The sequence below is a fragment of the Sinorhizobium sp. M4_45 genome (genome assembly GCF_002885915.1).
Taxonomy (GTDB): domain Bacteria; phylum Pseudomonadota; class Alphaproteobacteria; order Rhizobiales; family Rhizobiaceae; genus Sinorhizobium; species Sinorhizobium meliloti_A.
Map to the genome: position 1 here is coordinate 128,751 of NZ_NWVE01000005.1, position 24,724 is coordinate 153,474.

Annotated in this window: 24 protein-coding genes and 1 tRNA gene; 16 read left to right on the forward strand and 9 right to left on the reverse strand. The window is 64.0% G+C overall.

All coding sequences use genetic code 11. The features are described from left to right. Positions 1–24: 24 nt before the first annotated feature. Both CN933_RS15790 and CN933_RS15800 read right to left on the reverse strand, forming a co-directional pair. Positions 25–1,587: an alkaline phosphatase D family protein gene (locus CN933_RS15790; protein WP_018097324.1), complete on the reverse strand. Its 1,563-nt coding sequence runs from the start codon at positions 1,585–1,587 to the stop codon at positions 25–27. 525 nt (positions 1,588–2,112) lie between these two features. Next, positions 2,113–2,334 carry a KTSC domain-containing protein gene (locus tag CN933_RS15800; protein WP_018097326.1) on the reverse strand — a complete coding sequence of 74 codons (222 nt, stop codon included), beginning with the start codon at positions 2,332–2,334 and terminating at the stop codon, positions 2,113–2,115. Between the two features lie 126 nt (positions 2,335–2,460). On the opposite strand from CN933_RS15800, the gene CN933_RS15805 reads away from it, so the two are divergent. Continuing rightward, positions 2,461–3,768, forward strand: coding sequence for an amidase (locus tag CN933_RS15805; protein ID WP_018097327.1), 1,308 nt, complete (start codon positions 2,461–2,463; stop codon positions 3,766–3,768). A gap of 60 nt (positions 3,769–3,828) precedes the next feature. On the opposite strand, the gene CN933_RS15810 is transcribed toward CN933_RS15805, so the two are convergent. Then, positions 3,829–3,990: a hypothetical protein gene (locus tag CN933_RS15810; RefSeq protein WP_018097328.1), complete on the reverse strand. Its 162-nt coding sequence runs from the start codon at positions 3,988–3,990 to the stop codon at positions 3,829–3,831. A 274-nt stretch (positions 3,991–4,264) separates the two neighbouring features. Between CN933_RS15810 and CN933_RS15815 the strand changes: the two genes are divergently transcribed. Continuing rightward, positions 4,265–4,768, forward strand: coding sequence for a hypothetical protein (locus tag CN933_RS15815; RefSeq protein WP_018097329.1), 504 nt, complete (start codon positions 4,265–4,267; stop codon positions 4,766–4,768). A 193-nt stretch (positions 4,769–4,961) separates the two neighbouring features. Here CN933_RS15815 and CN933_RS15820 read toward each other — a convergent pair. After that, positions 4,962–5,051: transfer RNA gene (locus CN933_RS15820), tRNA-Ser, on the reverse strand. Positions 5,052–5,351: 300 nt separating this feature from the next. Between CN933_RS15820 and rplU the strand changes: the two genes are divergently transcribed. The 14 genes from rplU to CN933_RS15890 all read left to right on the forward strand — a co-directional run bounded on the left by rplU (position 5,352) and on the right by CN933_RS15890 (position 17,661). After that, positions 5,352–5,723, forward strand: coding sequence for a 50S ribosomal protein L21 (rplU, locus tag CN933_RS15825; RefSeq protein ID WP_003531204.1), 372 nt, complete (start codon positions 5,352–5,354; stop codon positions 5,721–5,723). A 33-nt stretch (positions 5,724–5,756) separates the two neighbouring features. After that, positions 5,757–6,026, forward strand: a complete 270-nt coding sequence (gene rpmA, locus CN933_RS15830) for a 50S ribosomal protein L27 (protein ID WP_018097331.1) — start codon at positions 5,757–5,759, stop codon at positions 6,024–6,026. 130 nt (positions 6,027–6,156) lie between these two features. After that, positions 6,157–6,789: a GNAT family N-acetyltransferase gene (locus CN933_RS15835; RefSeq protein WP_018097332.1), complete on the forward strand. Its 633-nt coding sequence runs from the start codon at positions 6,157–6,159 to the stop codon at positions 6,787–6,789. Next, the gene (locus tag CN933_RS15840) at positions 6,786–7,373 is read left to right on the forward strand and encodes a GNAT family N-acetyltransferase (protein WP_018097333.1); all 588 of its coding nucleotides are present in this window, start codon (positions 6,786–6,788) and stop codon (positions 7,371–7,373) included. Before CN933_RS15835 ends, CN933_RS15840 begins: the two co-directional genes overlap by 4 nt. A gap of 177 nt (positions 7,374–7,550) precedes the next feature. Next, positions 7,551–8,561 (forward strand): GTPase ObgE, encoded by a 1,011-nt coding sequence (obgE, locus tag CN933_RS15845; RefSeq protein WP_026168838.1) that lies wholly within the window; start codon positions 7,551–7,553, stop codon positions 8,559–8,561. 2 nt (positions 8,562–8,563) lie between these two features. Then, the gene (gene proB / locus CN933_RS15850; RefSeq protein WP_018097335.1) at positions 8,564–9,745 is read left to right on the forward strand and encodes a glutamate 5-kinase; all 1,182 of its coding nucleotides are present in this window, start codon (positions 8,564–8,566) and stop codon (positions 9,743–9,745) included. Then, positions 9,738–11,021: a glutamate-5-semialdehyde dehydrogenase gene (locus CN933_RS15855; protein WP_018097336.1), complete on the forward strand. Its 1,284-nt coding sequence runs from the start codon at positions 9,738–9,740 to the stop codon at positions 11,019–11,021. Before proB ends, CN933_RS15855 begins: the two co-directional genes overlap by 8 nt. 56 nt (positions 11,022–11,077) lie before the next feature. Continuing rightward, the gene (locus CN933_RS15860) at positions 11,078–11,644 is read left to right on the forward strand and encodes a nicotinate-nucleotide adenylyltransferase (protein WP_234704947.1); all 567 of its coding nucleotides are present in this window, start codon (positions 11,078–11,080) and stop codon (positions 11,642–11,644) included. 44 nt (positions 11,645–11,688) lie between these two features. Next, on the forward strand, positions 11,689–12,180 hold the full coding sequence (gene rsfS, locus CN933_RS15865) for a ribosome silencing factor (RefSeq protein ID WP_026168839.1): 492 nt from the start codon (positions 11,689–11,691) through the stop codon (positions 12,178–12,180). Positions 12,181–12,332: 152 nt separating this feature from the next. Continuing rightward, on the forward strand, positions 12,333–12,815 hold the full coding sequence (rlmH, locus tag CN933_RS15870; protein WP_026168840.1) for a 23S rRNA (pseudouridine(1915)-N(3))-methyltransferase RlmH: 483 nt from the start codon (positions 12,333–12,335) through the stop codon (positions 12,813–12,815). A 141-nt stretch (positions 12,816–12,956) separates the two neighbouring features. Next, positions 12,957–14,381: a murein hydrolase activator EnvC family protein gene (locus CN933_RS15875; protein ID WP_018097340.1), complete on the forward strand. Its 1,425-nt coding sequence runs from the start codon at positions 12,957–12,959 to the stop codon at positions 14,379–14,381. Further along, positions 14,371–15,693 (forward strand): S41 family peptidase, encoded by a 1,323-nt coding sequence (locus CN933_RS15880; protein WP_018097341.1) that lies wholly within the window; start codon positions 14,371–14,373, stop codon positions 15,691–15,693. The genes CN933_RS15875 and CN933_RS15880 overlap by 11 nt, the downstream gene beginning before the upstream one ends. 180 nt (positions 15,694–15,873) lie before the next feature. After that, the gene (locus CN933_RS15885; RefSeq protein WP_018097343.1) at positions 15,874–17,073 is read left to right on the forward strand and encodes a divergent polysaccharide deacetylase family protein; all 1,200 of its coding nucleotides are present in this window, start codon (positions 15,874–15,876) and stop codon (positions 17,071–17,073) included. Positions 17,074–17,133: 60 nt separating this feature from the next. Next, entirely contained in the window at positions 17,134–17,661 is a 528-nt protein-coding gene (locus CN933_RS15890; RefSeq protein ID WP_018097344.1) for an RNA pyrophosphohydrolase, read from the forward strand. A gap of 208 nt (positions 17,662–17,869) precedes the next feature. On the opposite strand, the gene bfr is transcribed toward CN933_RS15890, so the two are convergent. The 5 genes from bfr to CN933_RS31535 all read right to left on the reverse strand — a co-directional run bounded on the left by bfr (position 17,870) and on the right by CN933_RS31535 (position 24,697). Continuing rightward, complete coding sequence (bfr, locus tag CN933_RS15895; RefSeq protein ID WP_003531268.1) at positions 17,870–18,355, reverse strand: bacterioferritin; 486 nt, start codon at positions 18,353–18,355, stop codon at positions 17,870–17,872. Next, positions 18,321–18,632, reverse strand: a complete 312-nt coding sequence (locus tag CN933_RS15900; protein WP_018097345.1) for a (2Fe-2S)-binding protein — start codon at positions 18,630–18,632, stop codon at positions 18,321–18,323. The genes bfr and CN933_RS15900 overlap by 35 nt, the downstream gene beginning before the upstream one ends. Positions 18,633–18,913: 281 nt before the next feature. Continuing rightward, a complete protein-coding gene (locus CN933_RS15905; protein ID WP_018097346.1) occupies positions 18,914–22,264 on the reverse strand; it encodes an error-prone DNA polymerase in 3,351 nt (1,116 codons plus the stop codon). Then, the gene (locus CN933_RS15910) at positions 22,261–23,817 is read right to left on the reverse strand and encodes a DUF6504 family protein (protein WP_018097347.1); all 1,557 of its coding nucleotides are present in this window, start codon (positions 23,815–23,817) and stop codon (positions 22,261–22,263) included. The genes CN933_RS15905 and CN933_RS15910 overlap by 4 nt, the downstream gene beginning before the upstream one ends. Then, positions 23,717–24,697 carry an ImuA family protein gene (locus tag CN933_RS31535; RefSeq protein ID WP_018097348.1) on the reverse strand — a complete coding sequence of 327 codons (981 nt, stop codon included), beginning with the start codon at positions 24,695–24,697 and terminating at the stop codon, positions 23,717–23,719. The genes CN933_RS15910 and CN933_RS31535 overlap by 101 nt, the downstream gene beginning before the upstream one ends. Positions 24,698–24,724: the final 27 nt, after the last annotated feature.

Genomic DNA, 24,724 nt, shown 5'->3' on the forward strand with positions numbered 1-24,724 from the left:
TGACCTGCGTGAAGCGCCGCCGGCTCAAACGGACACCGCCGGATCGAGGATTACCCGCCAGAGTTCCCGATCCTGCCGGTCCATCAGCCGCACCGTCATCTGCCGCGTCTGGCCGCTGATATCGACGATGCCGAAGAATTGCAGGCCCGCCGACGGCGGCAGGTTGCTGTCGATTCCTCCGCCCGACGCCTTGATGAAGCGAACCTCGGGGCCGAAGGTCATGTCGAGCTCCTTCGGTCCGTAGGTGCCGGAATGAAGCGGCCCGGAGACGAACTCCCAGAACGGCGAGAAGTCCTTGAAGGCGGCCCGCGAGGGATCGTAGTGATGCGCCGCCGTGTAATGCACGTCCGCCGTCAGCCAGACGATGTTCTCGATCGCGTTGTCGCGGACGAAGCGCAGGAGATCCGCAAATTCCGTCTCGCGCCCCTTCGGCGCGCCATTGTCGCCATCGGCGATGGCATCCGATCCGCGCCTTGCCGAATAGTCGTCCCAGACGATGAGGCCGATCGGCATGTCGCAGGCGATCACCTTCCAGGTGGCGCTGGACGCCGCAAGCTCGCGCTTCAGCCAGTCCGCCTGCCGCCAGCCGAAGAGGTCGCCACCCCCCTCGCCCTGGTTGGGGCCGCGATAGGAGCGCAGATCGACGAAGAAGACGTCGAGCAGCGGACCATAGGCGATCTTGCGGAAGATGCGGCCGGGCTCCGTCGGAAGCGTGCGGATCGCCGTCATCTCGTGGAAGGCGCGGGCCGCGCGGGCGGCATAGACGGCGACATCCTTCTCCGGATAGCGCGGATCGTCGCTGAGATCGGTCGAGGCCGACCAGTTGTTCAGGACCTCGTGGTCGTCCCACTGATAGAAGGTGGGACATTCGGCATGGAGCCTCCGCACATGCTCGTCGAGCAGGTTGTACTTCCACTGGCCGCGATATTCCTCGAGCGTGCGCGCGACGTCGCGCTTCTCGGGCGTGACGATCCGGTTCTTCCACATGCCGCCATCGCGCAGCCTGATCTCGTCGGGGATGGGGTTGTCGGCATAGATCGTGTCGCCGGAATGAATGAAGAAATCCGGCTCGTGCAGCCGCATGGTCGAATAGGTCTTCATGCCGATCTCGTCGATGCCCCAACCCTGCCCCGCCGTGTCGCCGGACCAGACGAAGCGCACGGAGCGGCGCCGCAAGGGAGCCGTCCGGAAGCGCCCGACGACCGGTTCGGAGACGCGATTGGCGTCGTAGAGATCGGTCGCGACGAAGCGATAGAAAATGTCCTGGTCCGGCAGCAGCTTGTCGAGCCGGCACTTGACGGCGCAGTCCGTCAGCGGCGTCGCATCGATATCGGCAAGCCTGACGGCATTCGAAAAGCTCTCGGTGGTCGAATATTCGACGGAAACGCGCGCCGGCCGATCGACCCGCGTCCAGATCATCCCCGAGCCCGTATCGACATCGCCGGACTGCACCCCATGGGCGAATTCCGGCCGCCCGTAGCCGCGCGCATAGAATGGCGTGGCGAGACCGGAAGAAGCGACAAGACCGGCGGCGCCGGCAGAGAAGAGGAAAGAACGCCTGGTGAGGGTGTTTCGAAGAGCGGCCAATCCCTGCCTCCGGTTCCGTTTCGCGAATCGTCGGTTCTCGCGAGCGGACCATTGGCCAGCCGGATGTCAGCGGCTTTACAGACGGATGAAACTATTCGGACTGTTTGGCGACAGTTCTGTGAAACGGGCGCGGGCCACCCGCCGCCGCTTGTTCGATTTCCTCATTCCTGTGCTTGTCACAGGAATCCAGCCAGACCAAGTCCTTGGGCTGAAAGAGCTCTTCCCGCGCCGCAGACGCGGCGCTGCTTGCATCTCTGTGACAAGCACAGAGATGCGGAAGAAGGAGAGATTTCAGTCCTCCGATACCTTCTTAAGGCCTGTTGAGATTCGGGCCACGCGCCGCCGCTTGTTTGATTTCCTCATTCCTGTGCTCGTCACAGGAATCCAGCCAGACCAAGTCCTTGGGCTGAAAGAGCTCTTCCCGGGCCGCAGACGCGGCGCTGCTTTCATCTTTTACAAGCAGAGAGATGACGAAGGAGGAGAGATTGCAGTCCTCCGAAATGAATCTCAGTAATGAAACAGGCCCTAATGCAGGAACCCGTAGTGATGGCGTATGTGCTGGTTGAAATAGTTGCCGGCGGAATCCGTATGCAACAGTTCCTCGTAAACCTCTTCCGGAACGTCGAGGTAGTGATAGGGCCTGCGGTTGCCGAGAAACCAGACGCTCAACGTCCGGCGCGGCGCATCGTATCTGACCTCGTGGATGGCGGAGGAGTCGAGGATTGCGGAGGATCGTAGAATTCGCATCGGCGTCTTCCAGATTGCTTGTCGCTATCGCCCCCTATTGTACATCAATCGTGCGATCCTTTAAATATTGGAGCGCTTCCAAGGACTTCCATCCGGACTTGGGCCGCAATTCACGAGGTTCCTTCCTTGCCCCCGTCAGATATGCCGTCCCGCGACCGAATCGAAGCCGTTCTCGCCCGACTTGACGGGCGGCGGAACGATGAACGCGTTTTTGTAAAGCTCTATCGGGAGCGAGCCCGCGCGGAAGCGGACGCTGCCGACGGGAGGCGGCGCGAGGGCACGAGCCTCGGGCCCCTCGACGGGCGGATCGTCTCCATCAAGGACCTCTTCGACATCGCCGGCGAGCCGACGCTTGCGGGCTCCATCATCCGCCGCGCGGCGCCTCCGGCAACAGCGGACGCGGCGATCGTCCGGCGCCTGCGCGCGGCCGGCGCCGTCATCATCGGCAAGTCTCACATGACGGAATTCGCCTTTACCGCCGTCGGCCTCAATCCGCATTACCCGGTGCCCGGCAACGCCGTCGACCCGAGCCTCATTCCCGGCGGTTCCTCCTCGGGTGCCGCTGTCTCGGCGGCGGAGGGCACGAGCGAGATCGCCATCGGCTCCGACAGCGGCGGCTCGGTGCGCATTCCGGCCGCCCTGCAGGGCCTGGTCGGCTTCAAGCCCACCGCCGGCCGCGTATCTCTGGAGGGCGCCTTTCCCCTGTCCCCCAGCCTCGATTCGATCGGCCCGCTTGCGCGCACGGTCGCCGATTGCGCGGCCGCCGACGCGGTCATGGCCGGCGAGACGCCGAGATCGCTCGAACCCGTACCGCTCGCCGGCCTGAAGCTCGGCATCCCCGAAGGCGCCCTTCTCGAAGGGCTTGCGCCGGAGATTGCGGCGGCTTTCGAAAGGAGCCTGCAGGCACTCTCCCGTGCGGGTGCGAAACTCGCCGCATGCAGGATCGACGATCTCCTTGCCCGCTTCGCCGAGGCAACCGCGATCGGCTCGCTCGCCGGCCTCGAGGCAAGCCGTGTGCACGCGGGCTGGCTCCTGAACGACAATGCGCCGGTCGACATCCGCGTAAAATCCACATTGCGCCGCCGCCTCACGGTCCCCGACGCCGCGATCCAGGACCTGCTGCGGACGCGGCAAGAGCTCATGCGCGCCATGGACGAGCGGCTGGCACCCTTCGATCTTACGCTGCTGCCGACCACACCCATCCCCGCCGTCAGCATCGCCTCGGTCGAAGAGGACAGGAGGGAATACCGCCGCGTGGAGGACCTGCTGCTGCGCAACACTCAGGTTGCCAACCAGTTCGACCTGACCGCAATAACCCTGCCGATGGCGGGCTCGAGCCGGCCGGCAGGGCTGATGCTGATGGGCCGGCACGGCGCGGACGCGATGCTGCTTGGCGCTGCGGCCGCAATGGAGGGTCTGCTCCAGAACGGGTGAACGGCTTCGCTTTCCCCTCGCGCGGGATGGCCGTTCGCGTGCAGGCTTACCGGCGATGCCTCAATGCATCGACCGGCTCGACCATTCCTCATTGAGAATCCGAAATGCGTCTTCGAGCGCGGCGACCAGCACGTCGGTCAGCTCGCCGCCATCATTATTCATGAGGTACAGCGCCACGGTCGCATCCTGCGGGTCGCCGTAGCGCTCAACATCGTCAGACATCGAATCGTCCTTCCTTCGCCGCATTCATTACGGCTGTCGGGCGACGTTAGAAAGGCTGACTTGTGCAGAACTGGAGCGGGACCGGCTTTCAAACCGAGGTTCAGCGGACACCGGATATTCGCTCGCCCCCATTCTGCCGGCGCTGGAGCGCTTCCAGGAAAGTGTGTAACGGTTTTCCGTCCGAAACTGCGTTGTATCCGTTAGAGAATTTCAGTGTTTCTATGAAACGGTGAAATGCTCTAGACCGCCCGGGAGAGTCACAAGCGGAGCCAAGATGGCGAAGAAAACCAAAGGCGACGACGCCCCCAACCTGCACCGCCTCAAGGCCGAATTTCCGGAAATCCACGCCGCGCTTGCCACCGGCAAAATCCCGTCGCTGCGCCAGGCGCTGGTCCTCGCCGGCCTGAAGCCGGAGCGCAGCCGTCTAGAGAAGCTCAAGAACTCCTGGGCGAAGGCAAGCGATGCCGAACGTGCAAGCTTTCTCGCCTGGCTCGTCTCCAAAGGCGCGCTGCCCGCGCCCGCCGCCGCCCCGCTGGAAGCCGGCCCGCAGCCCGCCGGAACCCCGATCGCCAGCGGCCGCTACCTGCTTCCCTCAGCAATCGCCGAGATCAGAACGATAATGGCCCGGCGCGGGCTGAAACCTGACGACGTGATGGCCGAACTGGGCTTCCCACCCGACGGCCGCCCGCTTGCCCGGGCGCTGACGCGCAACGCCAGTTTGAGGCTGTCGGTAATCGCGGGATTGGAGGCGTGGCTCAGCAGGAATGCGGGGGAGTGATGCTGAGGGGATGGATGAGGGCGCTTCGATGTTTGTGCTCACAGAATCAGACCGGGTTGAGATCCGCCTCTCGGGCTTGGTGAAGCCTACGACGGATGCAAAACCGGTGCGCAATTTCACCCCGCCTCATAAGATCGAGCGTGCCGGGAGCTATGGCAACGATGAAAAATTCGGAAATACGCAGTAAGGCATCTGGCGGAGAGGGGGGGATTCGAACCCCCGATGGGCTTGCACCCATGCCGCATTTCGAGTGCGGTGCATTCAACCACTCTGCCACCTCTCCGCGGGGCCGGTTGGCGCTTGTTCAGCGCGGCCGGTTCATAGCGGCAGTTTCTGCCGCTGGCAAGGGCTTGCGAGAAGAATATCTGCGATATGGTGGCTTTCGCCTTGACAAGCAAGGGCCGTTCCCGTAATCCGCGCCATGAGTTGGTGTGGGCTTAGCCCGTGCCGCGCCGGGTAAGTGTTGTGCCCGTTCACTGGCGAAGGTCGAGGATTTCCCAGACGCTTCGCTCCATGTAGCGACTGACAAAAAGACGGCCTTGTCTTCGGGCAAAGAGCCGGACCGAACATGAAAGGACAAAATATGTTCGCAGTCATCAAGACCGGCGGTAAGCAGTACCGCGTGGCGGCCAATGACGTCATTACCATCGAAAAGCTGGAAGGCGTTGCTGGCGACAAGATCGAATTCACCGAGATCCTGATGGTCGGCGTCGGCGCCGATGCCACCATCGGTGCTCCGTTTGTCGAAGGTGCCGTCGTCAGCGCCGAAGTCGTGGATCAGGGCCGCGCCAAGAAGGTCATCGCCTTCAAGAAGCGCCGCCGCCAGAACTCCAAGCGCTCGCGCGGCCATCGCCAGCATCAGACGATCGTCCGCATCCTGGACATCGCTGCCGCCGGCGGCAAGGCGAAGAAGGCTTCGAAGAAGACCGAAGCCGCCGCTGAAGCTGCAAACTGAGTTCCGGGATCGAAGGTTTAAAGGAGAACACCAATGGCACACAAGAAAGCTGGCGGTTCGTCGCGTAACGGTCGCGATTCCGAGTCCAAGCGCCTTGGCGTGAAGAAGTTCGGCGGCGAAGCCGTCATTCCAGGCAACATCATCGTGCGCCAGCGCGGCACGAAGTGGCATGCCGGCGTCAATGTAGGCCTCGGCAAGGACCATACGATTTTTGCGCTTACGACGGGCAACGTGGACTTCCGCAAGAAGGCCAACGGCCGAGTCTACGTGTCTGTAATGCCGAAAGCCGAAGCAGCGGAATAAGCCGGTAGCGCTCTAAAACAGCCGGCGTCTCATCGACCCGGCTGACGCACCGCAAGGTTCCAAAGCCAGACTTCAAAGGGGAGATGGGGCGATACCCAACTCCCCTTTTCGCATGTCTGGAGGAAGAACCATGCAAACCGAGCTCGTCAGGGAAGACCAATCCCGGTCTCCCGAACAAAGGCTGAGGCCTCAGCGGTCAAGGACCGATTGCCCGATATTGTTATCGCCCAGGCTCGTTTTGCGCGCGCCCCATGAAGACGATATCGACGCCCTTGCCCATCTTGCCAACAATGCCAACATCGCCAACATGGTCTCGCGCATGCCGCACCCCTATACGACGGCGGATGCGGCCGATTTCGTGCGACGCGCAAAAGCCGGCACGATTGGCAAGTGCGTCTACGCGATCACGAAAGCGGACAATGGCGCATTCCTCGGCTGCTGCGGTGTCGAGCCGCACGCCGACGAAAAAACCGTCGAGCTCGGCTATTGGCTCGGCGAGCCCTACTGGAACCAGGGCTATGCGACCGAGGCGGCACAGACTCTGACCGACATGGCCTTCCGCACCCGCGACATCGACCAGATCGATGCGCGCTGCCGGGTCATGAACATCGCGTCGCGCCGGGTCATCCAGAAGTGCGGCTTCCAGTTCCAGGGTTCCGGCATGGTCGGCAGCCTGGCGCTCGGCGGCATGGTCCCGGTCGAATGGTACAGGCTCGACCGCAAGACCTGGGTCTCGTTGAGAAGCTGGGGAGGTGTCCGATGAACGCCCTGGTCACAGAGCGCGCCCGGGCGGTCGCCCGTCCCGGCCCCGGCCCGGCGCCGGTCATCGAAACGGAACGGCTGCGGCTGCGGCCGCACCGGCTTTCCGATGCGGCGGCGATCGCCGACTCGCTCGGGGATTTCCAGGTCGCGCGGATGCTTTCGCGCGTTCCGGCGCCTTACCACCACCAGGATGCGCTCGACTGGCTCAACCGCCAGACGGCCGATGTGCTGTCGGACTGGACGCTCGCCATCACCACCCCGGGCGACGACGTTCATATCGGCTGCATCGGCATCGAGCTCCGGCACGGCCAATGGCATGTCGGCTACTGGCTGAACCGGTTCTACTGGGGCAAGGGGCTGGCGAGCGAGGCGGCCCATGCGGCGGTCGAGCGCTTCTTCCGCCGTATGCCGGAAACGGTGCTGCATTCGGGCGTCTTCGCCGACAACCCGGCCTCGCTCAAGGTGCAGGAAAAGCTGGGGTTCCGGATCACCGGCTGCAGCCAGATCTATGCGCTCGCCCGCAATGCGATGGTCGCGCATATCGAAACCCGGCTTGCGGCCGAGGACCTGCGCCGGCCGGACTGAACGGATAGGAAACCCCGCCGGTACAGCTCCTGGCGGGGTTCTTCATGTCGATAATCTTTGACCTCTGCCGGAAGCGCCTATATCGATGGCGCAAAAGCAGAGCGGGATCGGGAACGTGCGCGGGCTGCCCCGCATGCCGTCCTCGACTCGAAGCGATCACTCAGAAATGGCGAACCGATGAAATTCCTCGACGAAACGAAAGTCTATATCCGGTCAGGGGATGGCGGCGCGGGCGCCGTTTCCTTCCGCCGCGAGAAGTTCATCGAGTTCGGCGGCCCTGATGGCGGCGACGGCGGCCGCGGCGGCGATGTCTGGGTCGAAGCCGTCAATGGCCTCAACACGCTCATCGACTTCCGCTATCAGCAGCATTTCAAGGCCAAGACCGGCACGCACGGCATGGGACGCAACCGTACCGGGGCCAAGGGCGGCGACGTGACGCTGAAGGTGCCGGTCGGCACGCAGATCTTCGAGGAAGACAACGAGACGCTGATCGTCGACATGGTGGCGGAAGGGCAGCGCTACCGGCTCGCCGCCGGCGGCAATGGCGGCTTCGGCAACGCACATTTCAAATCCTCCACCAATCAGGCGCCGAGCTGGGCCAATCCGGGCCTGGAGGGCGAGGAAAAGACGATCTGGCTGCGGCTGAAGCTGATAGCCGATGCCGGCCTCGTCGGCCTGCCGAATGCGGGCAAGTCGACCTTTCTCGCCGCCTGCACCCGGGCTCGCCCGAAGATCGCCAACTATCCCTTCACGACTCTGCATCCCAATCTCGGCGTTGCCACCATCGACGAGAAGGAGTTCATAATCGCCGACATTCCGGGGCTGATCGAAGGGGCGCATGAGGGCGTCGGCATCGGCGACCGCTTCCTCGGCCATGTCGAGCGCACCCGGGTGCTGCTGCATCTCGTCTCCGCGCAGGAAGAGGATGTCGCCAAGGCCTACAGGACCGTGAAGCACGAGCTCGAAGCCTATGGCGGTGGGCTCGAGGAGAAGCCCCAGATCGTGGCCCTGTCGCAGATCGACGTGCTGGACGAGGAGGAATTGAAGGCGAAGGCCAAGGCGCTCGGCAAAGCCTGCGGCACGCCGCCGCTTCTCATCTCCGCCGTGACCAACAAGGGTATGACGGAGGCGCTGAGAGCATTGCGCAGCGTCATCGCCGCGGCCAAGGCGGGCGAAGAGGAAGCTTAGGCATGAACAAGGCCCGCAAAGCGCTCGAGAAATACCGCCGGGTCGTCATCAAGATCGGCTCGGCACTCCTCGTCGACCGCAAGACGGGGCTCAAGAAGAGCTGGCTCGACGCGCTCTGCGCCGATATTGCGGCCCTCAGGGCCAAGGGCGTGGAGATCCTCGTCGTCTCCTCGGGAGCGATCGCGCTTGGACGAACGGTGCTCGATCTGCCGGCGGGTGCGCTGAAGCTCGAAGAAAGCCAGGCGGCCGCCGCCGTCGGCCAGATCGTGCTGGCGCGTGCCTGGTCGGAGAGCCTCTCGACCCATGCGATCGTCGCCGGCCAGGTCCTCCTGACCCTCGGCGACACCGAGGAACGACGGCGCTACCTCAATGCCCGCGCGACGATCGGCCAGCTTATGAAGCTCGGCTCGGTGCCGATCATCAACGAGAACGACACGGTCGCGACCACCGAAATCCGCTATGGCGACAACGACCGGCTCGCAGCCAGGGTCGCGACCATGGTCGGCGCCGACCTTCTGGTCCTGCTCTCGGATATCGACGGGCTCTATACCGCGCCGCCGCATCTCGATCCGAACGCCTGTTTCCTCGAAACGGTCGCCGAAATCACGCCCGAGATCGAGGCAATGGCGGGCGGCGCTGCCTCCGAGCTTTCGCGCGGCGGCATGCGTACCAAGATCGACGCCGGCAAGATCGCCACCACCGCCGGCTGCGCGATGATCATCGCCTCCGGCAAGCCGGATCACCCGCTGGCCGCGATCGAGGCGGGCGCGCGCTCGTCCTGGTTCGCGCCGTCAGGCTCTCCGGTGACCGCCCGCAAGACCTGGATCGCCGGACAGCTCCTGCCGGCCGGTTCGCTCTCGATCGATGCCGGAGCCGAAGCGGCGCTGCGTTCCGGCAAGAGCCTGCTGCCGGCCGGTGTCCGGCAGGTGACGGGAAGCTTCAGCCGTGGTGATACGATTGCGATCATCGGCGATTCCGGCCGCGAGATCGCCCGCGGTCTTGCCGGCTACGATGCCGACGAGGCGCGCCAGATCGCCGGCAAGAAGTCGGCCGAAATCGCTGTTATCCTCGGCTATGCCGGCCGCACCGCCATGGTTCACCGCGACGATCTGGTCATGACGGCTCCATCGGGCGCGCGCCCTGCAGAGGAAAGCGACGAGGGAAAGGGCAAGCTCCATGCTTGAGACGGTCGAACAGGACAAGGACGCCAACGCGATGATGCTGGAGATCGGACGCCGCGCCAAAGCGGCCGCCCGACCGCTTGCGACTGCAAGCGCCGAGCGCAAGCATGCGGCACTCGTCGCCATGGCAGACGTCATCGTCGCACGGACCGCCGAGATCCTCGGCGCCAATGCGCTCGACCTCGAAAACGCGCGCGAAAGCGGTGTTGCCGCCGCCTTCATCGACCGGCTGACGCTGACGGAAAGCCGCATCCGCGACATGGCGGACGGCATCCGCGCGATCGCCGGACTCAGGGACCCCGTCGGCGAGGTGATCTCCGAATGGGACCGTCCGAACGGGCTCCACATCGAACGGGTGCGGACGCCCCTGGGCGTGATCGGCGTGATCTATGAAAGCCGTCCGAACGTCACGGCGGATGCCGGCGCGCTCTGCCTCAAGGCCGGCAATGCGGTGATCCTGCGCGGCGGATCCGACAGCTTTCACTCGTCGCGGGCGATCCATGCCTGCCTGACCGCGGGATTGAAGGCCGCCGGCCTGCCGGAAGATGCGATCCAGATGGTGCCGGTCGCCGATCGCGCTGCCGTCGGCGCCATGCTCACCGGCCTGAACGGCGCGATCGACGTGATCGTGCCGCGCGGCGGAAAGAGCCTGGTCGCCCGTGTTCAGAAAGAGGCGCGGGTGCCGGTCTTCGCCCATCTCGAGGGTCTCTGCCACATCTACGTCGATGCTTCGGCCGATCACGATATGGCGAAGAAGATCGTCGTCAATGCGAAGATGCGCCGTACCGGCATCTGCGGCGCCGCCGAGACGCTGCTGATAGACCGCAACGCAGCCGAGAAATTCGCAGAGCCGCTCCTTGAGGCGCTCGTCGATGCCGGCTGCGAGGTGCGCGTCTGCGACGACCTCGCAAGGCTCATGCCCGGCCTGAAAGCTGCGACCGACGAGGATTGGGCCACAGAATATCTCGATGCGATCATCTCGGTAAGACTGGTCGACGGCATTTCCGGCGCGATCGAGCACATCAACACCTGGTCGTCGGCCCACACGGAAGCCGTGATCGCCGAGGATCCCGCCGTGGTCGAGCGGTTCTTCTCCGAGATCGATTCGGCGATCCTCCTGCACAATGCCTCGACGCAATTCGCCGACGGCGGCGAGTTCGGCATGGGCGGCGAGATCGGCATCGCCACCGGCAAGATGCACGCCCGCGGGCCTGTCGGCGTCGAGCAGCTCACCTCGTTCAAGTATCGCGTGCGCGGCACCGGACAGGTGCGGCCCTGACGACACCGAACGAAGTGAATGCGCGCTATCTCAGCATGCCGCATGTCGAGTCCGGCATGGCCGTCGGCCTGTTCGGCGGATCCTTCAATCCGCCGCATGACGGGCATGCACTCGTCGCCGAGACCGCTTTGCGCCGGCTCCGGCTCGATCAGCTCTGGTGGATGGTGACGCCCGGCAATCCGCTCAAGGACCGCAACCATCTCGCACCTCTTGGCGAACGCATCGCGATGAGCGAGAAGATCGCCCGTAATCCGCGCATCAAGGTGACCGCTTTCGAGCAGGCGCTCGGCCAGAGCTACACGGCCCGCACGCTGGAGGCGATCCGCGCCCGCAACCGCGACGTCCGTTTCGTCTGGGTCATGGGCGCGGACAATCTCAAGAACTTTCACCGCTGGCAGGACTGGCGCAAGATCGTCGCCACTTTCCCTATCGCCGTTATCGACCGGCCCGGATCGACTCTTGCCTATCTCTCCTCGCCGATGGCGAGGGCTTTCAGCAAGGCCCGGGTCGACGAGGAGGATGCGGGAACCCTCGCTTTCCGCCGCGCGCCCGCCTGGACCTTCATTCACGGCCCGCGTTCGGGCTTGAGTTCGACGGCGCTTCGTTCGGCCAAATTCGGGTGATTTCCCGTAATTCGGATCTCGTGTCTTGAAACCGTATGGGTTTGATGCCTACATTTAAGTACGGTTCGAACAATTATTTCGAATCGAACGTGCCTGTTCTGTTCATTTGGAAAGGAAAAACCCTGACAACAGCACACGCCAAGGGATATGCGGCATCCGCATTCCCGCGCAGCACGGAATCGAGCGACGAAGCCGCTGTCCGTGCGCTTCAACTGGTCCTCGAAAGCCTAGAGGACTCGAAGGCAGAAAATATCGTTACCATCGACATTGCCGGAAAATCGGCGCTGGGAGACTTCATGGTCGTCGTCTCCGGGCGATCGAACAGGCATGTGATGGCCATTGCCGACCACTTGATCACGGACCTGAAGGACGACGGCCTCGGCAGGGCTCGCGTCGAAGGTCTCGAGGGTGGCGACTGGGTACTGATCGACACCGGCGATGTGATCGTTCACATCTTCCGGCCGGAAATCCGGGCGTTCTACAACATCGAAAAGATGTGGGCGGCTCCCGAGATCGAAGACGGTACCCTGCACTGAGACACGTCGCCCGATCCTGACCATCGACTCAGGACGGAGCGGCGGCCGGTGCCGAACGTGACATGCGATTGCCATCGCCGACAAGGCGGATGGCGGCAAGAATTTTGCCGGTCGATAACAACCGATCGGCGCCGGCGGGGACGGATCGGGTCATGCGTATCGGACTTTTCGCAGTCGGCCGCCTCAAGGCGGGGCCGGAAAAGGACCTTGCGGGCCGCTATCTCGACCGGTTCGCCAAGGCGGGTCCAGCCGTCGGCCTCGAATTGGCCCGTGTCGTGGAGACAGTCGAAAGCCGCGCCGGCAACGCGGAGACGCGCAAGCGCGAGGAAGCCGGACAGCTTGAAAAAGCGCTCGCCGACGGCAGCCTGCTCGTGCTGCTCGACGAGCGCGGCAAGGCGCTCGACTCGGAAGCTTTCGCACACCTGCTCGCTACCTTCAGGGATAGCGGCAAGCGCGATCTGATGATAGCGATCGGCGGTGCCGACGGACTTGATCCCGCGCTCCACGCCCGCGCCGACGCCGTGCTCAACCTCGGCAGGATGACCTGGCCGCACCAGCTCGTGCGCATCCTCATCGCCGAGCAGCTTTATCGCTCCGTGACGATCCTTTCGGGGCATCCTTATCATCGGGCCTGATCCGGCTGCCGCACCCCGCTGCCGCGCTTTCTTTCCGTAGATCCGGCCCGGTCCGCCTCCCGATACGATAACGCGAATATGTATTGGTTTGCCCAGCCAAATCAGATTAGGGTCTCCTAACTTTTGGACTTATGAGACGGGATGAGACCTCCAACGAATAGAGCCTGTTTGAAGCGGGGCGCGCGGCGGTTCGGCTGCGGTACTGCGGTCATGGCGCTTTTCCTGTCGGTGATCGGCCCGACTGCGGCTCAGGACGCGCCCGCCGCCGCGCCGGCCGATGCGGGTGCCGCCAAGCCGGCGCCGCCGGATCCGGCTGCCGATCTGGCGGTCCGGCGCGACAGTACCGCGAGCGAGCTCGAGGCACTGTCGAAGACGATCACGCTTTCGCGGGATCGCTCCGAGGCACTCGAAAAGACGATCGCCGAGATCGACAAGAGCAACGAGACCCTCCGCGAAGCCCTCGTGGATTCGGCAGCCAAGCGGCAGGAGCTCGAACGCCGGATCGCCGACGGCGAAAGGAAGCTCGGCGATCTGCGCGTCAAGGAGGATGTGGTGCGGCGTTCGCTGCGGGCCCGTCGCGGCCTTTTGGCCGAGGTGCTCGCCGCTCTCCAGCGCATGGGCCGCAATCCGCCGCCGGCAATCCTCGTGACTCCGGAGGATGCGCTCGGCTCCGTACGCAGCGCCATTCTGCTCGGCGCCGTCGTTCCTGAGATACGCGAGCAGACCGACAGCCTCGTCGCCGACCTGCAGGCGCTCGCCGATATCCGCAGCGGCATCGCCAGCGAACGCGAGGAACTGACCGCGGCAATGACCGCCCGGCTCGAGGAAGAGCGGCGGATGTCGATGCTCGTCGCCGAAAAGGAGAAGCTGAGGCAACGCAATGCGGCCGATCTGGCGGTCGAACAGCGCAAGGCCGAGGAACTCGCCCTGCAGGCGGAGAACCTCGAGGGCCTGATCTCATCGCTCGAAAACGAGATCTCCTCCGTGCGCGAAGCGGCCGCCGCCGCCCGCGCCGAGGAGGAGGAACGCCGCCGCATGAGCGAGGCCGAGCGCGAGGCTGCGCGGGAGCTCGCCCGGAGTGCCGTGCCTGACAAAAACCGCATTGCGCCGGCATATGTCTTTTCCGAGCTGCGGGAGCGGCTGACTTATCCCGTTGCGGGTTCGCTTGTGCGCCGTTTTGGCGACGCGGACGGAACGGGGCATTCGCTGCAGGGGATCATGCTCGAGACCAATGCAGGCGCGCTGGTGACTACGCCGGCGGACGGGTGGATCGTCTATGCCGGGAGTTTCCGCAGCTACGGGCAGATGATCATTCTCAATGCCGGTGACGGGTATCATATCGTGCTCGCCGGCATGGAAAACGTCAGTGTCCGGCCGGGGCAATTCGTCGTGGCCGGGGAGCCGGTGGCGGCGATGGGTGCAAAAAGAGTGGCGAGTGCGGCGGCCTTGGCGCTGGAAACCGACAGGCCAACGCTTTACATTGAATTCAGAAAAGACGGGAAGCCGGTTGATTCCCGACCGTGGTGGACCGCAGCAGAGGTTGGAAGGGCGCGAAATGATACGTAGAGCTTCACTTGTCCTGGTCGGGGCGCTGATGGGCGCGACGGCGATGGGCGTCGTCTACTCGGCAACCATGCCGGCCGTGGCCGCAAATTCGTCGACATACCGCGAACTGGCGATCTTCGGCGACGTGTTCGAGCGCGTGCGCGCGCAATACGTGACGCCGCCGCAGGATGACAAGTTGATCGAGAACGCCATCAACGGCATGCTCTCGTCTCTAGACCCGCATTCGAGCTACATGAACTCGACCGACGCCGAAGATATGCGTACCCAGACGCGCGGCGAGTTCGGCGGCCTCGGCATCGAGGTCACCATGGAAGAAGATCTCGTCAAGGTGACGAGTCCGATCGACGACACGCCCGCCGCGCGCGCCGGTGTGCTCGCAGGCGATTTCATCTCGAAGATCGACGGTCAGGACGTCCGCGGCCTCAAGCTGGAGGAAGCGGTCGACAAGATGCGCGGCGCCGTCGGCACGCCGATCAAGCTGACGATCCTGCGCAAGGGAGCCGAAAAGCCGATCGAACTGACGATCGTACGCGACGTGATCGCGGTCCGCGCGGTGAAGGTCCGTGTCGAAGGGGATGTCGGCTATCTCAGGGTCATCTCGTTTACGGAAAAGACCTTCGAGGACCTGAAGAAGGGCATCGAGAAGATCCAGGCGGAAGTTCCCGCGGACAAGCTCAAGGGCTATGTCCTCGACCTGCGCCTCAATCCGGGCGGCCTGCTCGACCAGGCGATCAATGTCTCGGACGCGTTCCTGGAGCGTGGCGAGGTCGTTTCGACCCGCGGCCGCAATCCGGATGAAACCCGCCGCTTCAATGCGACCCCGGGCGACCTGACCGGCGGCAAGCCTGTCGTCGTGCTCGTCAACGGCGGCTCGGCATCCGCGTCGGAAATCGTGGCCGGTGCTCTCCAGGACCTGAAGCGCGCCACCGTTCTCGGCACGCGCTCCTTCGGCAAGGGCTCGGTACAGACGATCATCCCGCTCGGCGACGCCGGAGCGCTGCGTCTGACGACGGCGCTCTATTACACGCCGTCCGGCAAGTCGATTCAGGGCACCGGCATCACGCCCGACATCAAGGTGGAGCAGCCGCTGCCGCCCGAGCTTCTGGGCAAGGTGGAAGCGCAGGGCGAATCCGATCTGCGCGGTCACATTCCGGGCCAAGAAGAGACCGAAGAGGGCTCCGGCTCGGTCGCTTACGTGCCGCCGGAAACCAAGGACGACATTCAGCTGAACTATGCGTTCGACCTGTTGCGCGGCAAGAAGACGGATCCGGCCTTCCCGGCCAACCCGGAACAGGCGCAGCTGAAGGAATAAGCCCCTCACCTGCAGAGTTCCAGGTGAGAGGAATCAAGGAGGCGCCGGGCTGTTCAACCCGGCGCCTTTATATTATCCATCGGCATGCAGTCGCATGTGCGATGATTCTGGCCTCCTTCAAGTCCATCGTCATGGCCAGCGGCGATTCGCGCCAGGATCGAAGCTCGACCGAGGCCCCGTTTGGCAACTGACCTCAACGCCCCGCTGGGCCAGAACCGCAAGGAGAGACCGGCACGCAAGCGCGATCTCCGTCGCGTCCTGCGTTACTGCGGCCTCAGCCTCGGAGCCCTTGCGGTCATCGGGCTTTCCGCATGGAGCGCCCTTTCTCCCGGCCACCAGACCCGTTCGCCTGCAATGCCGGCAGCGACCGCGACCCTCGCCACCGAACCGGCGCCACCCTCGGAGGGCCGAAAAGCCAGGCCGGAGGCGCTCCACCGGAGCGGCGCTCTCTCCGGCGCACATGTCGAGGCCGTTCTAACCGATGATGGCGCGACGGTCAGGAAATACACGCCCCGTTCGCGCGAAACCGGCGGCCCCGCGCTGATCGGTGTCGAGCCCACGCGAGGGCAGGACCCTCGCATGGCAGCCCTTCCAAATGAAAGCCTGCTGGAAGACCGCCCCGAAGGCCGCCTGCCGGTCATCGGCCCGGACGGGCTGAGGCCGATGGAGCAATATGCGCGCCCCTGGTCCGGCGCCCGCGGAACGCGGATCGCCATCGTCGTCGGCGGCCTCGGCCTCAGCCAGACGGGGACGCAGCGCGCCCTCCGCGCACTGCCGGCGGAAGTGACGCTTGCCTTCGCCGCGGCCGGAAACAGCCTGCAGCGCTGGATGCAGGAGGCGCGGCGTAACGGCCACGAGATCCTGCTGCAGGTGCCGATGGAACCGTTCGATTATCCGAACAACGATCCCGGCCCACACGCGCTGCGCGTTTCCTCCGATGCCGGGAAGAACCTTGCGGAACTGCATCGAAGCATGGGACAGATCACCAATTACACCGGCGTGATGAACTATCTCGGAGGCCGGTTTCTCTCCGATTCGGATGCGCTCGAGCCCGTCATGCGCGATCTCGGCAAGCGGGGCCTCCTGTTCCTGGACGACGGGACGTCGGCGCAATCGCTCTCGGGCACGCTCGCCGGCGCCTTCGACGTGCCGCACGGTTTCGCCGATCTCGTGCTCGATGGCGAGCTCAGCCGCAATGCCATCCTGCGCAGACTCGACGAGCTGGAGCGCATCGCGCGGAGGAACGGCACCGCGATCGGGGTCGCTTCCGCCTTCGACGAAAGCGTGGCGGCCATTTCCGAATGGATCGAGGAAGCCGGCGGGCGGGGCATCGAGGTGGTCGGCGTGGCCGCACTCGTCAAAGATCCGAAACAAAACTGATTTAAGCGCAGTGGACCATCGAGTCATACGGCTCGCGGCAACATGCAAAGGAAGGACGATATGGGGAAGGATAAGGGGCGCGTCATGACGGCTGAGGATCTGCCCTATCGGCCATGTGTCGGCGTCATGGTTCTCAACCGGCAGGGACTTGTCTGGGCCGGGCACCGGCTCGCCGTCGGCAATTCCGAATACGACGGTTCGCCGCAGCTCTGGCAGATGCCGCAAGGGGGCATCGACGAGGGCGAGGACCCGCTCGCGGCCGCCTATCGCGAACTCTACGAGGAGACCGGCATCCGCTCGGTCTCGCTCCTGGCGGAGGCGCCGGATTGGATCAATTACGACCTCCCGTCGCATCTGATCGGGATCGGTCTCAAGGGCAAGTACCGCGGCCAGAGGCAACGCTGGTACGCCTTCCGCTTCGAGGGCGAGGAGAGCGAGATCGCCATTAACCCGCCGCCCGGCGGCCACGAGCCGGAATTCGACGCCTGGGAATGGAGGCCCATGCACGAACTTCCGGGTTTGATCGTGCCCTTCAAGCGCAAGGCCTATGAAGAGGTCGTCGCGGCATTTTCGCATCTGGTGCGATGAGCGAAAGGATACCGGAATAAGCCCCTCATCCGGCTGCCGCCACCTTCTCCCCGCTTGCGGGGAGAAGGACACGCGGCTCCGCCTTGCCCCGCATTCGACGGCGGAAGACGCCTGGCGTTTGCCGCCTGTCCCCTTCGCCCCGCTTGCGGGGAGAAGGTGGCCGGCAGGCCGGGCTGATTTAATTCGCCGCCCTTGAGGGGGCTGGGATTTACTCGGCTTCGTCGGCGGAAGCGGCGTTGAGCTGGCCGTATTTTTCCTCACCGATCTTGCGGAGCAGATCGAGCTGCGTTTCGAGGAAGTCTATGTGGCCCTCCTCGTCGGCGAGCAGTTCCTCGAAGAGCTTCATCGAGACGTAATCGCCGGCCGCGTGACAGATGTCGCGGGAGTTCTTGTAGGCGGTGCGCGCGTCGTACTCGCCGGCAAGGTCGGCTTCCAGGACTTCCTTGACGTTTTGCCCGATGCGCAGCGGCGCGACCGTCTGCAGATTCGGATGACCTTCGAGAAAGATGATGCGGGAGACGAGCTTGTCGGCGTGGTGCATTTCCTCGATCGATTCGGCGCGCTCCTTCTTGGCGAGCAGCGTGTATCCCCAATCTTCGAGAAGGCGGTAATGCAGCCAGTACTGGTTTACGGCACCGAGTTCGAGATAGAGCGCTTCGTTAAGCTGCTCGATGACCTTTGCGTCGCCTTTCAAGATCCGCCCTCCGGTTTTCTTCATGGAATTGTCTGAGGCGGTTCATGAAATCAAATATATCGGCGTCCGTCGAGTCGCGGCGGGCGTGATATTGCTCGGTGGTGCGGATGATGATGTCGACGACGTTGGGAAAACATCCGCAGCAACGGCCGCGTTTTTCCATCGCATGATAGACTTTCGCCGGCACGATCAACTGCCAACAGTCCTCGTCGAGGAGGCCGACGATCGTGTCCTCGATCTCTTTCTCGGTGATGAAGTTGCAACTGCAAACCAGCATTTCGTCGTGTCCATCATACGCAACGCTCTGATTTTGCGATAAAGCAAAAGAGGACATTTGCCGTCAACTAAAAACTCTTCTCCATATGGTTGAAGGGTGCATTAGAGCGATTCTAAACTTGACGGAAATCGTCGCATTATCATTACATTAGGCGATTCTAAGGAGAGGATTTTTCCTCCATGACTTGTAATTCCGGCAACGGTGCCTGCGACATTTTTACACAGGTCGCCTTGGAGGCCTCAATCGCAAGGCGACGACTTCGCTGCGAGTAATGACGGGGCTCAATGAAAATTGCGCCCCTTCGGCATGACCTCCGCTACCTGGGCGGCCGCCTCGCCTTCCGGTGCTGCGCGAGCGGGCAGGCCCAGGCGCAATTGCCGGAGTTTTTTCTTTTCGCGGGCGTCCGCGCTCGGCCGCAAGACCTCGTCCGCGCGGTCGTTGACGCCGAAACGCCGCGCCTCCCGGCGCAGCAGGCCAAGCATCGGCGTTATATCCTCCAGATGATCGGCGACCACGTGAATGACGCCGCTCTGGTTCTGCAAGCGGCCGCGGACTTTCACAAGCCGCGATCCCATGACCTGCCGCCGGTATTTCTGGAACGTCTTTTCCCAGACGATGATATTGGCGATGCCTGTTTCGTCCTCGATCGTCATGAAGATGACGCCATTGGCAGAGCCCGGCCGCTGCCTGACCAGTACAAGGCCCGCCACAGTCACCCATCTCCCCGTCGCGGTTGCCGCCAGATCCCGGCTGCGCAGGATACCCATTCGCGAAAAATCCTCCCGCATGAAGGACACGGGGTGCGCCTTCAGGGAGAGCGTCAGGGTGCGATAGTCATGAATGACCTGTTCGCCTGCCGGCATTTCGGGAAGAGCGACCTTGGGCTCGATCTGCAGATCGTCGGAACCCGCCCCTTCGAAAAGCGGCAACCGCTCCACCGCCGACTGCTCGTCGAGCGCCTTTACCGCCCAAAGGGCCGCTCGCCGGTCGAGACCTACCGACCGGAAGGCATCGGCATCCGCAAGGCGCTCCAGAACGGCGCGGGAAAGCCCGGACCGAAGCCACAGGTCATGAACGGAGCGGTATCCCTCCCCCCGGCGCGCGACGAGCGCTTCCATATCCGTCTGCTTCAGGCCCTTGACCAATCGGAAGCCCAGCCGCACGGCCTTCCGGGTTTTGATCACCTCCCGCATGCTGGCGTGGCGCGGGTGGACAGCATTCTTGTCGAAGGAACCCTCGCCTTCGAGCAGGGCGTCCCAATCCGAATGGTTGATGTCGACCGGCAGCATTCTGACCCCGTGCTCGCGGGCATCGCGCACCAGTTGCGCCGGTGCATAGAAACCCATCGGCTGCGCGTTCAGGAGCGCGGCGCAGAAGATGTCCGGATAATAGGTCTTGAGCCAGGCCGAGGCATAGACGAGAGAGGCGAAGGAGGCAGCATGGCTTTCGGGGAAGCCATATTCGCCGAATCCCTTGATCTGGTTGAAGCAGCGCTCGGCGAATTCCCTCTCGTAGCCATTCGCGACCATGCCCTCCACCATCTTCCGCTCGAAGGTGTGGATCGTTCCGGTCCGCTTGAAGGTGGCCATGGCGCGGCGCAGGCGGTCGGCCTCGCTGGGCGAAAAACCGGCGGCGGTGATGGCGATCTGCATCGCCTGCTCCTGGAACAGCGGCACGCCCAGCGTCCTTTCAAGGACCGCCTTCAATTCCGGGCTGGGATACACGACCGCCTCGCCGCTGCGCTGGGCTTCGCGCCGTTTCAGATAGGGATGCACCATATTGCCCTGGATGGGACCGGGGCGAACGATCGCTACCTCGATCACCAGATCGTACATTTCGCGCGGCTGCAGGCGCGGCAGCATGCTCATCTGCGCCCGGCTTTCGATCTGGAAGACGCCGACCGTATCGGCGCGGCAGATCATGTCGTAAACCGCGTCCCGATGATCCTGGTAGATTTCAGCCAGCGTTATCGGCTTGCCGTAATGCGCCTCGAGCAGCTTGAAGCCCTTGGCAAGGCAGGTCAGCATGCCGAGCGCCAGCACGTCGACCTTCAGTATCTTCAGCTCGTCGAGATCGTCCTTGTCCCATTCGATCATGTAGCGGTCGGGCATGGCCGTGTTCATGATCGGCACGACCTCGTCGAGCCTGTCGCGGGTAATCACGAAGCCGCCCACATGCTGCGAGAGGTGGCGCGGAAAATTCATGAGCAGACTGGCATAGGCAAGCACGCGCCTGGTGAGAGGGTCCGCCGCGTCGAGCCCCGCCCCTTTCGCCTGCTCCTCGGTGAAAGGCGAGGTGCCCCAGCCCCAGATCGAACTGACGAGAGCCGATTGAACGTCTTCCGAAAGGCCGAAGGCCTTGGCGACCTCGCGCCCGGCGGAGCGCGAGCGATAGCTGATCACCGCGGCGGTCAGGCCAGCATGCTCCTTGCCGTAAGTCCTGTAGATATACTGGATCACCTCTTCGCGCCGCTCGTGCTCGAAGTCGACATCGATATCGGGCGGCTCGTCGCGATCCTTCGACAGGAAACGGTCGAACAGCAGGGTGAATTTCTGCGGATCGACATCGGTGATGCCGAGGCAGAAGCAGACCGAGGAATTGGCCGCCGATCCCCGCCCCTGGCAGAGAATATTCACGCTGCGGGCAAATTTCACGAGCTTGTGCACGGTCAGGAAATAAGGCTCGTATTTCTTGTCGTGGATGAGTTCGAGCTCATAGTCTATCTGACGCATCACCTTTTCCGGCACGCCTTCGCGATAGCGCTCGGCCGCACCTTCCGCGACGAGCCGCCGCAAGCTTTCGGCCGGCGTCTCGCCATCGGCGTTTTCATCCGGATATTGATGGCTGAGCTCGTCGAGGCTGAAGGTGAGCTCGCTGAAAAATTTCCGCGTATTGGCAAGCGCCTCGGGATAGTCGCTGAAAAGCCTGGCCATTTCCCTTGGGCCCTTCAGGTGCCTTTCGGCATTCTTCTGCAGAAGGAAGCCGGCGCCGGCGATCGGCACATGCTCCCGGATGGCGGTGACGACATCCGCGAGCGGCCTGTAATGCGGATCGTGATAGAGCGCGTCATTGGTGGCGAGCAACCCGATGCCGGTCTTTCGGGCAATGGCTGCCAGGACGGCAAAATCATGCCGGTCGAAACCGTCATAATGCGGCGCCAGCCCGAGATAGAGCCGGTTGCCCGCATGCTCCTGCAATGTCCCGAGCAGCACCTCCAGGCTCTCCGCCTCCGGCCGTCCTTCGCTTTGCATGACGATCAGAAGAAGCTCCTCCTGCCATTCGAGCAAGTCGGCGAGATGGAGCGTGCAGTCGCCCTTCTTCGAGCGCAGGTTCCCGGCGCTGAGCAGGCGGCAGAGATGCCCCCAGCCCCGCCTGTTTTTCGGATAGGCGAGAATGTCCGGCGTGCCGTCGGCAAAAACCAGGCGGGCGCCCGGCTGGAAGGGGTAGCCCTCCACCTTCGCCTTGGCATGGGCCCTGACGACGCCGGCGACGCTGTTGCGGTCGGCAATGCCGAGACCGGCAAGCCCCGCCTTCTTGGCGAAGACGACCATCTCTTCGGCCGGCGCCGCCCCTTCGAGGAAGGAGAAATTCGTGCGCGCACCGAGCTCGCAGAAGACAGTATCCGCGCTCATGCGAAAACTCCGTGCATGAACCAGCGGGGTGAGGCGGTCTCCCTTCCGTAAAGGCCTTCGCGAAACAGCCAGAAGCGGCGGCCCTCCTGATCCTCTATCCGGAAATAATCGCGCGTCGGATGATTCTCCCCGTCGATCCACCATTCGGCGGCGATGCGCTCCGGCCCCTCGGCACGGGCGACGCGGTAGCGGGTCTTGCGCCAGTTGAAGCTTCGCGGAGCGCCCTCGGGCACTTCCGCCGTCGCCTCCACCGGTTCGGGATGCGCGAAAATCCGAAGCGGACGGTTCTCGGGGAAAGCCTTCTCTTCAGGGGCAGGCGGCCTCAGGACCGCCGCCACGTCCGTCACGGCGGCAAATCCGCCCGCCCGTTCCGGCAGATGGCTTTCGGCAAGGGTCGCCTGCATCAGACACCCGGGCCCGAAACGGGCGGAGACCTTGTCGACGAAGGCCGCGAGCGGCTGGCTTTCGTCGGGGGCGCCGGAAAAATCCTGCTGCGCCGGATCGAGCCTTTCGCTTCCGAGGACCGAAAGCCGGACGATTTCGAAACCATATCCGGCATCGAGATCGTCATGAACCGCCTGCAGCCGCTCGCGAAAGAGGGCGGCTATGCGGGCGGCATCGTTCAAGGGCACGGCCGCATGGGCTCGGACGCGGAATACCCGGCCGTCGACGCGGAACAGGAGGAGCTCGAAGAGCCGCCCGCCTTCGCCATGCCGCTCAAGCGAGGAGCGGACATCCCTGGCGAGGTGACGGGTCAGTTCGAGAATGTATTCCTCGTCCTGCACCGGCTCGGCGAGCCGGCGCTCGGCGGAGAAGCTCGGCACGGGCAGCCGGGGCGAAAGCGGCTCGTCCTCGAAGCCTCTCGCCTGATCGAGTCTGAGGAGAAGGGAGGAGCCGAAGCGGCGGGCGAGCGGCGCCCGGGGCGCTTCGAGAAGATCGCCGATCTGTTTCAGCCCGACCCGTTCGAGTGCGGCCGCGGTGTCCGCCGGCAGTCGCAGCGCGGCGACCGGCAAGGGTGCAAGCACCGGGTCCCCGTCCTCGGGCGCAATGACGTCGGCATCGCCGTAACGGGCGACAGCCCAGGAAAGCCCGGCTGCGGAGGAGACGGTCGCCCGCGCCTCGACGCCGAGAGAGAAAAGACGCGACAGGACATCGCTGACGAGCGCCTTCTCGCCGCCTTGAAGATGGGCGCAGCCGGTGATGTCGAGAAACAGGCCATCCGTGCCGTCGAGTGCCACGAGCGGCGTATAGCGGTCGCACCAGTCGGCAAGCGCCTCCAGAAAGGCCTGGTCGGCGGCCGGATCGGCGGCAATCACGTCGAGCGAGGGACACATGGCGCGGGCTTCCGCCGCCCCCTGGCCGCGCTTCAGGCCGATACGCTCTGCAAAAGTATCGAGCGCAACGAGCCGCATGGCATTGTCGATCTTGGCGGCGAAGACGACGGGCGGATGGTCAGGACGCCCGCGCGAAAGCCAGGAGGCGCCCCATCGGCTGCGCGCGACGCGATCGGCCGGCAGATGCGGAAAGTGGATCGACAGGATCCGTTGGCTCATCGTTTGTCTGAAGAGCGGCGCTCCGGCGCTCATCGAGTGAGTAGAAGCGGCGGTCATGGGCGTTCCATTCGAGAAAGATGTCGTCAGAGGCTTGGCGCCTGCTTTTTTCGACAAGGAGGTGAAAGGCGGAATGGCCGATGCTGCCGCAAAGCACCGAACCATCGGGAAGAGGACGTTCGCCGGCCGGTGCCGGCTTGACCTGGATCCGGAAGAAGGCGCTGCTCGCCTCCTCCTCGCCCGCCTGACGCAAGACGAGAAGAGGCACGCCGCCCGCCCGGGCCCTCACATGCAGACGCCGGCTCTCGCTCAGGGCGAGACAGGCAGGGTTGCCGCGGATTTCCAGAACGACCACGGCGAAGACCGGTACCGAAAGCGCCGTCTCGGCGATCCACAGCGCATCCTTCACCGTGCGTGCCGAAACGAAGAGGAAGCGCTCGGCGTCGAGTCCATAGGCCTTGAGGCCCGGCGCATAAGGCTGACCCGCCTCACAGGCAGCAAGCGTCTGGCTGATCCAAAGGACCGGGGCCAGACGGCCATTCTCCTTCTTCTGCCGCTGATAGAGCACCGCAAGCGCCGCCACGAAGCCGGCGGCCGCGCCCGCATCCCGGGTCTCGGCATTGCGGATTTCCATCATGCCCTCGAGCGGCAACCCGCCCTGGAGGGCCTCATCGAATTGCGGGATGCCCAGCGGCAGGACCTTGCGGCGGGGCGCCTCCTCCTTGTCGCGGCGAAAGCCGGCGGGATCGGCCGACTTGGCCGGCCGGACGCATCCCGGCACCCCGCGATCTTCAATCCGCGCAATGGTCTCGCGAAGGGAAAGAACGGTTTGCCGTTGCACGGCGTTTCCGGCCATGACGGTCAGCTCCATCTGCATGTTCATGTTATGTTCTTATGGATTCCAGAGCTG

What these genes read in the sequence shown, in the direction of transcription:
- rplU (WP_003531204.1), top strand. Translation starts at nt 5,352, where the DNA reads ATGTTCGCAGTCATCAAGACCGGCGGTAAGCAGTACCGCGTGGCGGCC.
- CN933_RS15815 (WP_018097329.1), top strand. Translation starts at nt 4,265, where the DNA reads ATGGCGAAGAAAACCAAAGGCGACGACGCCCCCAACCTGCACCGCCTC.
- CN933_RS15800 (WP_018097326.1), bottom strand. Translation starts at nt 2,334, where the DNA reads ATGCGAATTCTACGATCCTCCGCAATCCTCGACTCCTCCGCCATCCAC.
- CN933_RS15880 (WP_018097341.1), top strand. Translation starts at nt 14,371, where the DNA reads ATGATACGTAGAGCTTCACTTGTCCTGGTCGGGGCGCTGATGGGCGCG.
- CN933_RS15905 (WP_018097346.1), bottom strand. Translation starts at nt 22,264, where the DNA reads ATGAGCGCGGATACTGTCTTCTGCGAGCTCGGTGCGCGCACGAATTTC.
- CN933_RS15835 (WP_018097332.1), top strand. Translation starts at nt 6,157, where the DNA reads ATGCAAACCGAGCTCGTCAGGGAAGACCAATCCCGGTCTCCCGAACAA.
- rsfS (WP_026168839.1), top strand. Translation starts at nt 11,689, where the DNA reads ATGCCTACATTTAAGTACGGTTCGAACAATTATTTCGAATCGAACGTG.
- CN933_RS31535 (WP_018097348.1), bottom strand. Translation starts at nt 24,697, where the DNA reads ATGAACATGCAGATGGAGCTGACCGTCATGGCCGGAAACGCCGTGCAA.
- CN933_RS15875 (WP_018097340.1), top strand. Translation starts at nt 12,957, where the DNA reads ATGAGACCTCCAACGAATAGAGCCTGTTTGAAGCGGGGCGCGCGGCGG.
- CN933_RS15840 (WP_018097333.1), top strand. Translation starts at nt 6,786, where the DNA reads ATGAACGCCCTGGTCACAGAGCGCGCCCGGGCGGTCGCCCGTCCCGGC.
- obgE (WP_026168838.1), top strand. Translation starts at nt 7,551, where the DNA reads ATGAAATTCCTCGACGAAACGAAAGTCTATATCCGGTCAGGGGATGGC.
- rlmH (WP_026168840.1), top strand. Translation starts at nt 12,333, where the DNA reads ATGCGTATCGGACTTTTCGCAGTCGGCCGCCTCAAGGCGGGGCCGGAA.
- CN933_RS15860 (WP_234704947.1), top strand. Translation starts at nt 11,078, where the DNA reads ATGGCCGTCGGCCTGTTCGGCGGATCCTTCAATCCGCCGCATGACGGG.
- CN933_RS15855 (WP_018097336.1), top strand. Translation starts at nt 9,738, where the DNA reads ATGCTTGAGACGGTCGAACAGGACAAGGACGCCAACGCGATGATGCTG.
- CN933_RS15810 (WP_018097328.1), bottom strand. Translation starts at nt 3,990, where the DNA reads ATGTCTGACGATGTTGAGCGCTACGGCGACCCGCAGGATGCGACCGTG.
- proB (WP_018097335.1), top strand. Translation starts at nt 8,564, where the DNA reads ATGAACAAGGCCCGCAAAGCGCTCGAGAAATACCGCCGGGTCGTCATC.
- rpmA (WP_018097331.1), top strand. Translation starts at nt 5,757, where the DNA reads ATGGCACACAAGAAAGCTGGCGGTTCGTCGCGTAACGGTCGCGATTCC.
- CN933_RS15900 (WP_018097345.1), bottom strand. Translation starts at nt 18,632, where the DNA reads ATGCTGGTTTGCAGTTGCAACTTCATCACCGAGAAAGAGATCGAGGAC.
- CN933_RS15890 (WP_018097344.1), top strand. Translation starts at nt 17,134, where the DNA reads ATGGGGAAGGATAAGGGGCGCGTCATGACGGCTGAGGATCTGCCCTAT.
- CN933_RS15910 (WP_018097347.1), bottom strand. Translation starts at nt 23,817, where the DNA reads ATGAGCCAACGGATCCTGTCGATCCACTTTCCGCATCTGCCGGCCGAT.